At 73.6% G+C, this 13809-nt stretch carries 9 protein-coding genes, 1 pseudogene and 2 riboswitches; of the genes and pseudogenes, 5 read left to right on the top strand and 5 right to left on the bottom strand.

The window, feature by feature from the left end; translation table 11 throughout:
- Nucleotides 1–69: 69 nt before the first annotated feature.
- Nucleotides 70–218: riboswitch (cobalamin riboswitch) on the bottom strand.
- Nucleotides 219–305: 87 nt separating this feature from the next.
- Nucleotides 306–383, top strand: a riboswitch (cobalamin riboswitch).
- A 128-nt stretch (nt 384–511) separates the two neighbouring features.
- Nucleotides 512–853 (top strand): annotated as a pseudogene (locus ACIQGZ_RS28120) (hypothetical protein); the annotation flags it as partial.
- A gap of 19 nt (nt 854–872) precedes the next feature.
- Here the strand turns inward: ACIQGZ_RS28120 and ACIQGZ_RS28125 are convergent.
- Entirely contained in the window at nt 873–1586 is a 714-nt protein-coding gene (locus tag ACIQGZ_RS28125; protein WP_402607144.1) for a GntR family transcriptional regulator, read from the bottom strand.
- Between the two features lie 194 nt (nt 1587–1780).
- Here ACIQGZ_RS28125 and ACIQGZ_RS28130 point away from each other — a divergent pair, with 194 nt between their 5' ends.
- Together ACIQGZ_RS28130 and ACIQGZ_RS28135 are read left to right on the top strand one after the other, a co-directional pair.
- Nucleotides 1781–3070, top strand: coding sequence for an amidohydrolase family protein (locus ACIQGZ_RS28130; RefSeq protein ID WP_402607147.1), 1290 nt, complete (start codon nt 1781–1783; stop codon nt 3068–3070).
- Between the two features lie 64 nt (nt 3071–3134).
- Nucleotides 3135–4631 carry an APC family permease gene (locus ACIQGZ_RS28135; RefSeq protein WP_402607150.1) on the top strand — a complete coding sequence of 499 codons (1497 nt, stop codon included), beginning with the start codon at nt 3135–3137 and terminating at the stop codon, nt 4629–4631.
- Between the two features lie 64 nt (nt 4632–4695).
- On the opposite strand, the gene ACIQGZ_RS28140 is transcribed toward ACIQGZ_RS28135, so the two are convergent.
- On the bottom strand, nt 4696–6054 hold the full coding sequence (locus ACIQGZ_RS28140; RefSeq protein ID WP_402607153.1) for a PHB depolymerase family esterase: 1359 nt from the start codon (nt 6052–6054) through the stop codon (nt 4696–4698).
- Nucleotides 6055–6113: 59 nt separating this feature from the next.
- On the opposite strand from ACIQGZ_RS28140, the gene ACIQGZ_RS28145 reads away from it, so the two are divergent.
- Nucleotides 6114–7253: a helix-turn-helix domain-containing protein gene (locus ACIQGZ_RS28145; RefSeq protein ID WP_402607155.1), complete on the top strand. Its 1140-nt coding sequence runs from the start codon at nt 6114–6116 to the stop codon at nt 7251–7253.
- 4 nt (nt 7254–7257) lie between these two features.
- Here ACIQGZ_RS28145 and ACIQGZ_RS28150 read toward each other — a convergent pair whose 3' ends face one another.
- The 3 genes from ACIQGZ_RS28150 to ACIQGZ_RS28160 form a co-directional block, all read right to left on the bottom strand.
- A complete protein-coding gene (locus ACIQGZ_RS28150) occupies nt 7258–8208 on the bottom strand; it encodes an alpha/beta hydrolase (RefSeq protein ID WP_402607158.1) in 951 nt (316 codons plus the stop codon).
- A 74-nt stretch (nt 8209–8282) separates the two neighbouring features.
- Nucleotides 8283–9578, bottom strand: a complete 1296-nt coding sequence (locus ACIQGZ_RS28155; RefSeq protein ID WP_402607160.1) for an SGNH/GDSL hydrolase family protein — start codon at nt 9576–9578, stop codon at nt 8283–8285.
- Nucleotides 9579–9679: 101 nt separating this feature from the next.
- The gene (locus tag ACIQGZ_RS28160) at nt 9680–10360 is read right to left on the bottom strand and encodes a polysaccharide deacetylase family protein (RefSeq protein WP_402607163.1); all 681 of its coding nucleotides are present in this window, start codon (nt 10358–10360) and stop codon (nt 9680–9682) included.
- A 660-nt stretch (nt 10361–11020) separates the two neighbouring features.
- Between ACIQGZ_RS28160 and ACIQGZ_RS28165 the strand changes: the two genes are divergently transcribed.
- Nucleotides 11021–13809 (top strand): S8 family serine peptidase (locus ACIQGZ_RS28165; RefSeq protein WP_402607166.1); only part of this gene is annotated, 2789 nt, incomplete at its 3' end.

The raw sequence follows: 13809 nt of genomic DNA on the forward strand, positions 1-13809 counted from the left end.
GCCGCGGAAGGGCGGACGGCTGCGCGGGGTATGCCGACCGGTCGTCCGTGCCGTAGTCCTCGACGGCGAGCGTGACTTGCAGTTCAGCGCAGGTAATCCGGCTCGCCCGCCTCACGGAGGGCCTACGGTTGCGGGTCAGCGCCGGACTTGGACCGGCTTCCCCTGGTCGCTGAATCGAAAATGCGTTTTATGTGACCACGCCGTCCGGTCTCCCGTCAACGGCGCCCACGGTCGCCTTTTGTCACCCCGTCAGGCCCCCTTACGCCGCGGTCGTCCGCCACCTACGCTCGCCCTGTCGCCGCGTGGGGGAACCCGGTGTGAATCCGGGGCTGACGCGCAACGGTATGGGCGGCTCCTCCCGAGCCGACCGAGCCCGATCACCCGCCCGGCGGCGCTGCATCCGCGGAAGCCTGGCCACGCGATCGGGCGGCTACCGCCTCGGCACGGGGTGGTCCGCAGCGGCCCACCGGGCCAGGGGCGCGCTGCCGCCCCTACCCAAGGAGCCCTTCCCATGAGCGTGCGCACCACCGCGCGCAGGTCCCGAGCCCTGGCCACCGCCGTACCGCTGGCCGTCGGCGCCCTCCTGCTGAGCACCGCACCGGCCGGCGCCACCTCCACCCCGGCGCAGATCGCCACCTCCACCGCCAACGGTGTCGCCTATCTGAAGTCCCTTCAGGGGCCCGACGGCGGTTACGCGGGCGGCGGGCTCTCCAACGAGTGGGCGTTCAGTGCCCTCGCCGCCGCCGGTACGGCCGCCGTGGACATCACCCCCGGCGGCGACACCGGCAAGAACGCCCGGACCGTCTACCGCAGCCTGCTCGCCACCAGCAGCTGGCCCGGCAGCGCCCCGGTCGGCCCGCCCCCGCCGTGCCCTACCGCCCGGCAGCCGGGGGCCGCTGCTCCTCGGCTGCGGCGCGGGCGGCCAGGACCTCCAGGGCCGCCGCACGGGTGTTGGCCACATGGCGTCGGGCGAGGTGCGCGGCGGTCTGCGGGTCGCCCGACCGCAGGGCCTGGAACAGCTCCTCGTGCTCACCGCACATCAGCGGTGCGTCCCCCGGCTCGGCGGTGAGCCGGAACAGCCGGTGCAGCCGTCCGTCCAGTGGCTGCATCAGGTTTTGGAGCAGCGGGTTCCCGGACAGGACGACGATCTGGCGGTGGAAGTCGGCGTTGAGGGCCGCGACATCGCGGGCCCGGCCGCGCTCGGCGGCCCGGCGGGCGCGCCCGAGCAGCTGCTCCAGCCGCCGCAGCCCGGCCGGGTCGGCGTGCCGTGCGGCCAGCTCGGCGGCGAGTGCCTCCAGGGTCTCGCGGACGTCGAAAAAGTGCGCGGTGTCCGCCACCCCGACCTGGGAGACGGTGGTGCCGCGCCGGGGCCGGGTGATGAGGAAGCCCTCGGTCTCCAGCCGCTGCATGGCCTCGCGCACCGGGATGCGGGAGACCTCGAACTCGGCGGCGAGGTTGCGTTCGACCACCCGCCGGCCGGGTTCGAGCTGCCCCTCGATGATCCGCTCGCGAAGCGCCTCGTACACCTGATCGCGCAGGGATCTGTCCCCGGCCCCGATGCTGGTGCCCCACCCGGTCTCCGCCATCTTGCGCCTTCCCGCTGCCCACCGTGGTGCCCTTCTGCGGATCATCCTAGTGCCCACCAGGGGAAAGAACCCCTTGCCTGGTATTTGGTATACCAAGTAGCTTGTGCGTGCCCTCGGGTCCCCGGTCGGCGGAACCGCCACAGTGCGTGCGTCCGCCGAGCGGCTGCCCGATCCCTCATGCGTTCGGAAAACCCATGCACAGCACCCCCGCACACCCCACCGTGTTGGCCGATGTCACCCTGCCCGACGGCCGGCGCGCGGACGTGTCCCTGCGTGACGGCCGCATCGCGGCCGTCCACGATCGCGGCACGGGCCGCAGCTCGGAGCGCAGCTCGGACCGCGGCTCGCCCACCGGCCCGCCCACCGCCCCCGACCGGGGCCGGATCGAGCTGGCGGGAGCACTGCTGCTCCCCGCCCTGGTGGACGGCCACTCCCATCTGGACAAGACCTTCCTCGGAGCGCCCTGGCAGCCCCACACCGGCGGCAGCAGCGTCCGCGAACGGGTGGCGGCCGAACTCGACGCCCGGCAGCGCCTCACCACCCCGGTCACCGAGCGCGCCCAGGCGCTGGTCCACCGCATGGTCGGCCACGGCACGGGGCACACCCGCTCCCATGTCGACATCGACCCCCACTCCCGCCTGGCCAACCTGCACGCGCTGCTGGAGGTCCGCGAACGGGTGGGCGACCTGATCTCCCTCCAGCTCGTGGCCTTCCCGCAGAGCGGAGTGGTCAGCGCACCGGGCGTCCCCGACCTGCTGGACGCGGCGCTGCGCGACGGCGCCGACCTCGTCGGGGGCCTCGATCCCCAGGGCTTCGACGGCGACGCCGACGCGCAGCTCGACATCGTCTTCGGGCTCGCGGAGCGGCACGGCGTCGGCGTCGACCTGCATCTGCACGACCCCGGCGAGGCGGGTGCCGCGCAGCTGCGCGCCATCGCGGACCGGACCGCCGCGCTCGGCCTCGGCGGGCGGGTCACGGTCAGCCATGCGTACTGCCTCGGCGAGGTCGGCGGTGCCGTGTTCGCCCGTACGGCGGCGGTGCTCGCCCGCGCCGGGGTGTCCATCCTCACCAACGGTCCGGCCGGGCCGATGCCTCCCGTGCTGCGGCTGCGCGAGGCGGGCGTCCGCGTCTTCGCCGGCTCCGACAACATCCGCGACGCCTGGTGGCCGTACGGAACCGGCGACATGCTGGAGCGGGCGACCATCATCGGCCTGCGCTCCGAGCTGATGTCCGATCAGGAGCTGCACATCGCGGCCTCGCTGGTCACGACCGAAGCCGCCGCCGCCCTGGGCCTGGAGCGCTACGGACTGCGGCCCGGCGACCGCGCCGACCTGGTCGCCGTCGCGGCCGGCGGCGTCACCGAGGCGGTCGCCGCCCACCCCCGGCGGCTGCTGGTGCTGCACGCCGGTCGCGTGGTGGCGACCAACGGCTGCCCGGTGGCTGCCCTGCCCACCCCCGAGCCGGGCATGCAGCGCGCCTGGTAGCGCCCCCTCCCCTACTCCCCGTCCTGCCTGACCCACCCGTCCCACCCGTTCAACGAGGAGTCCCATGTCCGCCCCCACCGACTCCGGCGCCCCCGCGACGCACCCGAGCACCCCAACCGCCAAGCCGCCCGCCCCCGACGGCACCACCCTGAAGAGCGCCGCCATCGGCGTCTCCGACCTGGTCTTCTTCGTGGTGGCCGCCGCCGCCCCACTGACCGCCGTGGCCGGAGTCGCCCCGGCCGCCATGGCAATGGGCGGCCTCGCCACCCCCCTCGGCTACATCCTCTCCGGCGCGCTGCTGGCCCTCTTCGCCGCCGGCTTCACCGCGATGAGCCGCTACGTCCGCAACGCCGGCGCCTTCTACGCCTATGTCGCCCGTGGCCTGGGCAAGGCCACCGGCGTCGGGACGGCCTATGTCGCGGTGCTGTCCTACAACCTGGTGGAGATCGGACTCGTCGCCTGCTTCGGCTACTTCGCGTCGAGCGGTGTCACGGACCTCACCGGCCTCTCCTCGCCCTGGTGGCTCTGGTCGGCGCTCTGCGTCGCGGGCGTCGGCGTGCTCGGCTGGCTCCGGGTCACCCTCAGCGCCAAGGTGCTGGGCATCGCGCTGGTCCTGGAGGTCGTGGTCCTGCTGATCCTGGAGGGCGGGGTACTGGGCCACCGGGGCGCTGCGGCGCTGGACCCGGTGGCGCTGAACCCGACGTCGCTGGGCGGCGCGGGCGTGGCCGGCATGTTCGTCCTGGCCATCGGCGCCTTCACCGGATTCGAGGCGACCGCGATCTACGCGGAGGAGGCCCGGGACCCCCGGCGCACCGTGCCGCGCGCCACCTTCATCGCCGTCGGCTTCCTCGCCGTCTTCTACGCCTTCGCCGTGTGGGTGGTGATGGGCGCCTTCGGTGCCGAGAACGCGGTGCGGGTCGCGCAGGGCGACAACGGGTCGGACATGGTCTTCGGCGCGGCCGGCCGGTTCGTCGGCTCCTGGCTGTCCGACAGCATGCACGTACTGATCATCACCAGCGCGTTCGCCGCCACCCTCGCCTTCCACAACGCCGCCGCCCGCTACATGTACGCCCTCGGCCGCGAGGGGCTGCTGCCCCGCCCGCTCGGCCGGGTCTCCCCGCGCACCGGCTCGCCGGGCACCGCGGTGGCGGTGCAGTGCCTGGTCGCGGCGGTGATCGTCGGCATCGGCGCGCTGAGCGGCGCCGACCCGTACGCGGTGGTATTCCTGTGGCCGAACGGCACCGGTGTGCTGGGCATCATGGCCATGCAGGCCCTCGCCGCCCTGGCGGTGTTCGGCTTCTTCCGCCGCGACCGCCGGGGGGTCTCCGCCTTCCGGGCCGTCTGGGCGCCGCTGCTCTCCTGCCTGGGGATCACCGTGCTGACCGTTCTCGCGGCGCTGCGGTTCGACCTGCTCACCGGGGCGTCCGGCGCGGTCAACCTCGGCCTGGTCATCCCGCTGCCGGTGGTGTTCTGCATCGGCCTCGTCGTCGCCCGGCACATCCGCCGTACCGACCCGCAGCGGTACGCCCGGCTCACCACCGTCCACGTCGAACGCGACTGAGGCGGTCTCGCGGAGTCCCGGTGGTCCCCGGCGGCGGTTGCCGCCGGGGACCACCGGTGCGCGGTCAGCCCAGGGTGCAGGGCGAGCCGTTGAGGGTGAAGGCCGTCGGGGCGGCGGAGTTCCCGTTGTGGTTGGCCTGGAAGCCGAAGCTCTGGTTGCCACCCGGCGGGATGGAGGCGTTGTACGAGAGGTTCTGGGCCGTGACCGCGCCGCTGACCGGGCTGATGGTCGCGTTCCAGGCGGAGGTGACGGTCTGCCCGGCGGGCAGGGTGAACGCCAGCGACCAGTTGTTCAGCGTCGTCGAGCCGGTGTTGGTGACGGTGACCGAGGCGGTGAGGCCGGTGTTCCAGGCGCTCACCACGTAGCCGACCTTGCAGCTACCGGTACCGCCGGTGGGCGGCGTGGTCGGCGGGGTGGTCGGGGGCGTGGTGGGCGGGGTGGTCGGCGGCGTGGTGGGCGGAGTGGTCGGCGGGTTGGTGGGAGGCGTGGAGCCGTCCAGCCCGAAGAAGGAGATGGCGCGGGCGGCCATGCCGCTGGTCGGCAGCGAGTGCCCGACGCCCTGGATGCTGATCCCCTCGACCGGGGCCTGGGTGACGTTGGAGCCGTACCGGGTGCGGGTCCAGCCGGACTGCGGGGAGTCGGTCAGGACCGGGGTCTGGCTCACGCCCAGCACATTGGTCCACTGCTTGATCTCTTCGCCGAAGTTCGGGTAGGACAGCGTGGTGTCGGCGGTACCGTGCCACAGCTGCATCCGGGGCCGGGCGCCGTTGTAGCCGGGGTAGGCGGCCCGGACCAGGTCGCCCCACTGCTGGGGGGTCTTGCTGATGGTGCCACCGGAACAGGCGCTGTTCCAGCTGGAGCCGTCCGTGGTGGCGAAGCAGCCGAACGGCACGCCCATGAAGGCGGACCCGGCCTTGAACACGTCGGGGTAGTCGCCCAGCAGGACGTTGGTCATCATGGCGCCCGAGGAGGCACCCGTGACGTACACCCGGCTCGCGTCCGCGCCGTAGTGCTGCTCGGCGTAGGTCACCATCGACATGATGCCCACCGGGTCGCTGCCGCCGCCGCGCTTGAGCGCCTGCGGCGAGGAGACGTCGAAGCAGCTGCCGTCCCGGGTCGCGGACGGGTAGACCACCATGAAGCCGTAGCGGTCGGCCAGCGACGCGAACTCGGTGCCGGAGAAGAAGCCCGGCCCGGAGCCGGTGCACTGGTGCACCGCGACCAGCAGCGCCGGGTGGGCCGGCGCGCTGGCGGGCACATAGGCGTACATCCGCAGATTGCTGGGGTTGCTGCCGAAGCCGGTGACCTCGGTGAGCGAGGCCGCCTGGGCGTTGGGGGCGGCCAGGAGCAGTGCGGCGAGCATCGGGATGAGTCCCGCGAACAGGACGGTCAGTATCGACCGGGGCCTGATCCTGTCGGACATGCCGTGTCCTTCCTAGACTTCGGGTGTGAAGGGACGTCGGGTGTGAAGGGACGTCGGGTGTGAAGGGCTTGCTGCTGCGCCTGTCGGCGCTCGATGCGGACGCGGCCGCCGCGGTCCGGGTGATCGCGCACTACGAGGCGCTGCTGAGCGGGGGCGCCGTCGATCCGGCGGCGCTGGTGCGGTCCACCGCCGGGCTGGCCGAGTGCCCGGCGGGACTGGAGACGGCCGACGGCCGTACGGTGCGTTTCGGTCCGGACGGCATCGCGCTCCCCGACGGACCCGTGGCGGTCTCCGGGAGCGCCGATCTCGGCGCGGCCGGGCGGGTCTGGCTGGAGCGCCCCGGTGCGCCGGGGCCGCTGGACGAACTGGTGCTGGAGTGGATGGCGCTGGCCGCCCGGATGGCGGACGGCCTGCCGGGGCGGGCCGGTGCTCCCCATGTGGCCGATCCGGCCCTGGTGGAGCTGGTCCTCTCCGAACGGGAGGCGGTCGAGGACCGGGCCCGTGCGCTGCGGCTGCTGGGGCTGGCGCCCGAACTGCCGCTGCGGGTGGTCGCCGTGGCCGGCGGCGGGGCCTCCGACGCGGGGGTGCAGGCCGTCGCCCTGCTGGGCCGCAGCGGTGCGCGGGGCCTGGTGCGGATCGCCCGGGTCGGCTCGCTGGGGGTGGCGCTGATGCAGCGCCGGGACGGCAGCGGGTCGCCCGCCGACGAGCTGCGGGCGGTGCTGGGTGAGCGGGCCCGGGAGCGCGGTGGCGCCCTGGACCGGGCGGGCGCCGTCCGGGTCGGGGTGGGCGGCGCGGCCGAGCCGTCGCGGGCCGGGGCGTCCTGGGCGCAGGCCCGCTCCGCGCTGCGGTTCACGGTGGCGGGCGACCCGGTCGAGGCGGTGGCCGACCATGACGCGCTGGGCCCGGTCGCGCTGCTGGCGGAGATCCCGGTCGACCGGCTGCGCGCCCAGCCGGATGTGGCGGCCCTGCTGGAGCTGTCCGACCGGGCGGGCGGCGGGCTGATCCTGGCGGCGGTGGCGGCGTTCTGCCGTACGGGGTCGCTGCGGCAGGCGGCGGCCGAGTTGCATCTGCACCACAGCTCGGTGGCGGCCAGGCTGGCGCACGCCGAGGCGGCGCTGGGCTGGCGGCTGCACGATCCGCCGGACCGCTTCCGCGCCCAACTGGCGCTGTACGCACGCCGGTTGGCCGACGCGCCATGACCGTTCACCGCCCCAGCGCCTGGCGGAGTACGGTCACGGCCTCGGCGGTGATCCGCTGGACGACGGCGGCGTGCGCCACCATCGCCGCGCCGTGGAAGGTGCCGGGGAAGAGGTGCAGTTCGACCGGGACCCCGGCGGCCAGCAGGGCCTGGGCGTAGCCGATGCCCTCGTCGCGCAGCGGGTCGAACTCCATCACCGCGATGTACGCCGGCGGCAGCCCCGCCAGTTCGGCGCCGCCTGCTCTGGCCGGTGCGGCGTACGTCGGCACGCCGGCCGAGCCGGGGACGCCGGGGCCGAGGTAGGCGTCCCAGCTGAGCTCGGCGTTGCGGCGGTTCCAGACCGGGGTGTCGGTGAAGCGGCGGGCACTGGGGGTGGCCAGCCGGTCGTCCACGGCGGGGCTGTGCAGGTGCTGGAAGCGGATCGCCGGGCCGCCCCGGTCCCGGGCGAGCATCGCCAGGCCGGTGGCGAGGCCGGCGCCCGCGCTGTCCCCCCAGAGCGCGATCCGGTCGGGCCGCACCTGGAGCTCGGCGGCGTCCGCGACCAGGCCGCACAGCCCCGCGTAGCAGTCCTCCAGCGCGGCGGGGTAGGGGTGTTCGGGGGCGAGCCGGTAGTCGGCGGAGACCACCAGCGCCCCCAGCTCCCGGCTGAACCGCACATTGGTGTCATGGTCCACGTCGGGTGAGCCCAGCAGGAAGCCGCCGCCGTGGATGCTGTAGAGGACCGGCAGCGGGCCGGGGACCCCCTCGGGCCGGTAGGTGCGCAGGGTCACCGGCGGGGCCCCGGCCGGGCCGGGCACCACGTGGTCCGCGATCCGCACCCCGCCGGTGTCCGCCCGGCCGAGCGCGAAGGCCAGCTCCGCCGCCTGGGCGGCCCTGGCGGCGGCGAGGTCGGAGAGGTCCACCTCCGGGGCCATCGCGAGGGCCGCCGCCAGCTCCGGGTCGAAGCGGTAGCGCATGCTGGTCCTCCTTCGTGCGGCGCGGGTCGGGCGGTGCGGACGGGTCGAGCGGTGCGGACGGGTCGGGCGGTGCGTCAGCGGAACAGCCGCAGCGGGACGGCGGCCGCCAAGGCGGCGGTACCGGCGTCATTGGGGTGGAGGTGGTCGCCGCTGTCGTAGCGGGCGAGCAGCTGGTCGGGGTGGCGCGGGTCGCGCACCGCCGCGTCGAAGTCGATCACCGCGTCGTACTCGCCGCCGGTGCGCACCCAGCGGTTGACGGCCTGCCGGGTGGCTTCGTTGGCAGAGCTGTAGAAGCCGAAGGTGTCGCCCTTGAACGGCGTGATGGTGGCGCCGTACACCTTCAGCCCACGGTCATGGGCGCGGGCGATGAGCTGGCGGTATCCCTCGATGATGTCCGCCGCCGTGACCTTCTCGGCGGCGGGGGCCGTGCTGCCGGGGTGGCCGATGTCATTGACGCCGAGCAGGACGATCAGATAGCGGGCGCCGGGCTGGGCGGCGACGTCCCGGTCGAAGCGGCGGAGTGCGGACTGGCCGAAGAAGGCCGCGTACGCCTCGGCGTCCGAGCCGGCCGGCGGGTTGGGGTCGTGCAGCAGCCGGTTGCCGCTGATGCCCGCGTTCAGCACGCCGAGCCGCCGCAGCTCCGCGCTGCCCCGCAGCCGCCGGGCGAGCAGGTCGGGCCAGCGGTTGTCGGTGTTGGCGGTGGTGTTGGCGCCGTCGGTGATGGAGTCGCCGAGGGCGACCACCGAGGCGGCGCGGGGCACGCTGGTCGACACGCTCACCCCGGTGAGGAAGTACCAGGCGTCCATGGTCGCGGTGGGGGTGAGGTCGGCGGCCGAGGTGGCGTTGCCGGCGGCGACGAAGTTGTGCTGGTACGAGAAGGCGTGCAGGGTGGCGCCGGGGGTGCGTTTCGGCAGGTAGATGCTGACCACCAGGTCGGAGCCGGCCGGCAGGTCCAGCGGGACCGGGTCGCTGAGCAGCGGTGCGCCGGCCGGGACGGTGACCGAGGTGCGGCCGCCGAAGGTCAGCCGGTGGTCGGTGCGCCGGTCGATCCGCTGTCCGTCGTTCCCGGCGGGGCGGGCCACCCGGACCTCGCCCAGCACCAGCGGCTGGGTGCCGAACTCGTTGGACAGCCGCAGCCGCACCGCGCTTCCCCCGGCGCTGAGGTGGACGGTCTGCCGGATCGTCTCGTTCCGGAACACGGTGACGACCCCGGCGGGCGTGCCGGTGGGCGCGGTCGCCCAGCTGCCGATCCAGCTCCGGTGCTTCGCCGGGCGCGGGGCGGCGGGGTGCGGGGTGGCAAGCGCTGCGGTCGCGACCGCCGGTACGAGGAGAGCGGCGAGCAGCGCCGCTATGCGGGCTCGGTAGCGCAAGGCAGTCTCCTGGGCATCGGTGCGGGCGGGGCGTCAGGGCGGCGGTGCAGGTGGAGCGGGTGGGGCGGGCGGGGCTGGCGGGGCGGGTGGAGCGGTGCCGGTCAGTCGCGGTCGGCGTCGGCGGGCAGGTCGAACCGCCAGCCCCGGGCGCGGAGCATCGGGATGACCCGGTCGACGGCCTCGACGGTCTGGCTGCGGTCGCCGCCGCCGTCGTGCAGCAGCACCACCGCCCCCGGGGTGACGCCGCGCGCCAGCCGGTCGACCAGCTCGTCCACGCCCGGGGGTTCCCAGTCGTGTACGGCCAGCTGCCAGCCCAGCGGCCGCATCCCCAGCTCCGTGGCGATCCGGGGGCTGGGCCCCCAGTTGCCGTACGGGGCCCGGAACCACCGGACCGGGGCGCCAGGGACGGCCCGGCCGATCAGCTCGCTGGTCTCCGCCAGGTCGGCTCGGACGAAGTCGGGCGACCGGCTGGTCAGGTCGTCGTGGTGCATGGTGTGGTTCGCGAGCTGGTGGCCGTCGGCCGCGATCCGCCGCACCAGCTCGGGGTGGTCGCGTACCTGAGCGCCGATCAGGCAGAACACCGCCGGGACCCGGTGCTCGCGCAGCACGCTCAGCAGCCTGGGCGTGTGCTCGGGGTCGGGGCCGTCGTCGAAGGTGAGAGCGACGGTCCTGCCGCCGGAGCGGGTGGCGACGACCGGGGTGGCGGTGGGGAGGGCCTCGCCTGGGGGCGGGTTGCCCCTCGGGTCACTGCCGTTACCGGTGGGGTGGGTCGCGGTCGGCAAGGCTCGTTCCTCCTCGGGTGGTGCGGTGCCGCCAACGATGCCAGCCGGTGGCGGGTCGGGTCATCCGACAGGTGTCGGGCAACCGGCCGCTGCGGTCCGACTTCCGGCTGGTCCCGGGGGCGGGCCGGTACGCCCCTATGTATACGCGCCGGGTACGACACCGGCGGCAGTGGCCCGGCGGGCGGCGGGGAAGTGCCCGAACACCCGTCCGCCTGACGGTACCTCAGGTTCCGCTCTCACTTGCAAGGTCCCGCAAATGCCCCATACATCCATGCCGCCCCGGACCGCCGGAGATCGGCACTCCGGGGCGGCCGCCCGGTCTGTCCGGATGCCCGCTTAAGTCGGATACATGGGGAAAATTACGGTATCGCGAATGGTCCTTTATCGGATTCGCCCAGCTCAGCGGCCCTCCCCGTAAGGGAACGCCCCGGTCGACATGTGACGGAGATGTGGCGGAATTGTCGTCTGTCGCGTTTCCGCCATGAATCGCTCGTTCCTGTGGTGCCACGCCACGTGCCAGGCTCGCGCAGCCGAACGGGTGATCCCTCCCGATCGGCACTCCCTCCACGAGATGGGGTACCAATGCGCAACGCACCACCGGGCGTTTCGGGCTCTTCCTCAGAGCGCCGTCACCTCCTCAGAACCGCGACGATCCTGTCGTTGAGCGCAGCCCTGGTGACCGCTTGGGGCGGCTCGATGCTCCCCGCGGCGGCCGCCGCGACGGCCGCCGTCACACCGGCGCCGGTGCTGGACGGCGCCGACGCCGGCGGTCCGGTGATCGTCTGGATGAAGGACCAGCACAAGAACCTGAACCTCCGGACGCAGGGAGCGCAGCGGATCGCCGCCGCGCACTCGGACCAGGCGTCGATCGTCTCGGACATCAAGAGCCACGGCGGCACGGACATCACGCAGTTGGTCAGCGTGAACGCCGTCGCCGCGCACCTGTCGGCGGACGAGGTGAAGCGGCTCAGCCAGAACCCCGGGGTCAGCCAGATCGTCCCCGACGCGCAGGTCGAGGTGGAGGCCACCGCCGCGAAGACCACGGTGGACGACCCGGCCCCGATGGACCCGGCGCTCTGCCCGAGCGACCCGGCCAAGCCGCTGCTGGAGCCCGAGGCGCTGGCCGACATCCACTACCAGAGCGATGACCCGAACGCGCCGCGCATGGCGAGTTCGATAGCCACCGGCAAGGGGGTGCTCATCGGGATCGACGGGATGAACAGCCTCGCCGGCAACCCGAACTTCACCCGCGCGGACGGCTCGCACGTGGTGATCGGCGCTCCGGACTACACCAAGGACAAGAGCAACGACGAGGCGTACGGTGACGCCTCGTCGATCGGCGCCCAGGGCACGGTCGTCTACGACTTCGCCAAGGAGCTGCCGTACTCGGGTCTGCCGACCGGCTGCACCTTCGTGCTGAAGGGCGACGCCCCGGACGCGTCGCTGGTCGACGCGGGCAACATGGACACGCCGGAGAGCATCGCCGGGCACTCCGACTCCGGTACCAAGTCGGAGTCGCAGATCGTGGCCGGCATCGACAACGCGGTCACCAAGTACCACGTCGATGTGATCTCGGAGTCCTACGGCTACTCGCCGCGGCCCGGCAGCTACAAGACGCACTGGGCGGCCAACGACGCCGCGGTGGCCGCCGGGGTGACCGTGGTGGTCTCCTCCGGCGACAGCGGTGTCTCCGGCACGATCTCCTCGCCGGCCGACGACCCGCAGGTGATCGGCGTGGGCGCGACCAACACCCTGCGGCTGAACGCGCAGGCGTACGGCTACACCGGCTGGGGCAACGGCGACATCACGCCGCTGTCCTCCGGTGGCGTGACGCCGAACAACAAGGTGGTCGACCTGGTCGCCCCGGGCTACGGCGGCCAGGCGGCCTGCAACCCGGCGGGCAGCGGTTGCCCGACCAACACGTCGACCGAGGCGTTCGGCGGCACCAGCCAGTCGGCCCCGTTCGTGGCGGGCGCGGCGGCCGATGTCATCCAGGCGTACCGGGACTCGCACAACGGCACCAGCCCGACGCCGGCGATGGTCAAGCAGATCCTCACCGGTACGGCCACCGACATCGGCGCACCGGCCGACCAGCAGGGCGCCGGACTGCTCGACATCTACGCCGCCGTCAAGGCGGCGCAGCAGATGCCCGGCAGCACGCTGACCGGCGGCGGCGACTCGCCCTCCCTGGTCACCCCGCAGACCCAGCTGGACCTGACGGGCACCCCCGGGTCGACCAACGACCAGACCGTGCAGCTGTACAACACCAGCGACACGGCGACGACGGTGACCGGCAGCTACCGTTCGCTGGGCGCGCCCACGCAGATCGGTGACGTGGTCACCGAGAACGTCAGCGCTCCGGACCCGAGCCTGCCGGTGGCCGCCGAGGGCGCCACCGCCGCCGCCCCGGTCACCTTCACCGTCCCGGCCGGCCTCGACCGGCTCGACGCGGACATGATCTGGCCGGACGCGACCAACGGCGCGGTGCTGTCGTTCACGCTGGTCGACCCCAAGGGCCGGCTGCGGCAGATCTCGTACGACTACGGCACTCCGTCGACCAAGGCGGGGAAGCTGGGTACGGTCCCCAACCTCCAGCACACCGAGGTGGCCCACCCCGAGGCGGGCAAGTGGACGGCGAAGATCCTCTGGGCGAACGGCCGTTCGCACCTCCAGGACCCGCCGAACGTGCCGGGCACCTACACCGGCTCGGTGTCGTTCAAGGCCTCCGGCCGGCACTTCGTCACCGCGCCCGCGTCCGGACCGGTGGTGGTCCCGGCGCACGGGAGCGCCGACGTCCCGCTGCACATCGCGATGCCGGCGGAGCCGGGTGACCACCCGCAGTCGGTGCAGTTCACCGCCTCCAACGGTGCGGCGACCTCGCTGCCGATGTCCCGCCGCAGCCTGATCCCGGCGGCCGGTGGCGCGTTCGACACGCTGATCACCAGCACGGTGGGTCGCGACCAGGGCCAGACCAGCACGTTCAACTTCCCGGTCGCGGCGGGTCGCAAGGACCTCACGGTGACCTTCCAGACGGACGACGCCAGCGCCAACAACCCGTACACCTTCTACCTGGTCGACCCGAACGGGAAGCTCGCCACCTCGGTGGGTTCGGCGGCCACCACGGTGGACGGTGTCACCAAGGCGACCGGTACGCTGCACGTCGCCAACCCGGCCGCGGGCATGTGGGAGATCGACGTCAAGCTGAACCTCACGGTCAGCGGCAAGGAGTTCACCCAGGTCGTCCACGGCAATGTGGCTCCGGACGCTTCGGCCGCCCCGGTGATCACCTCGCCGGCGGACGGGTCGATCAGCGGGGGCAAGACCCCGGCGATCGCGGGCACCGGCGGCGCCGGCGCCACGATCAAGGTGACCGACGAGTCGGGCAAGACGGTCTGCACCGCGACCGTCGCCGCCGACGGCTCCTGGTCCTGCACCCCCGCCGCCGACCT

It is taken from the genome of Streptomyces sp. NPDC092296 (assembly GCF_044755465.1).
Taxonomy (GTDB): Bacteria; Actinomycetota; Actinomycetes; order Streptomycetales; family Streptomycetaceae; genus Peterkaempfera.

Bases quoted from the DNA above. Each gene is read 5' to 3' on its own strand.
- ACIQGZ_RS28135 (WP_402607150.1), top strand. From the start codon at position 3,135: ATGTCCGCCCCCACCGACTCCGGCGCCCCCGCGACGCACCCGAGCACC.
- ACIQGZ_RS28150 (WP_402607158.1), bottom strand. From the start codon at position 8,208: ATGCGCTACCGCTTCGACCCGGAGCTGGCGGCGGCCCTCGCGATGGCC.
- ACIQGZ_RS28140 (WP_402607153.1), bottom strand. From the start codon at position 6,054: ATGTCCGACAGGATCAGGCCCCGGTCGATACTGACCGTCCTGTTCGCG.
- ACIQGZ_RS28130 (WP_402607147.1), top strand. From the start codon at position 1,781: ATGCACAGCACCCCCGCACACCCCACCGTGTTGGCCGATGTCACCCTG.
- ACIQGZ_RS28125 (WP_402607144.1), bottom strand. From the start codon at position 1,586: ATGGCGGAGACCGGGTGGGGCACCAGCATCGGGGCCGGGGACAGATCC.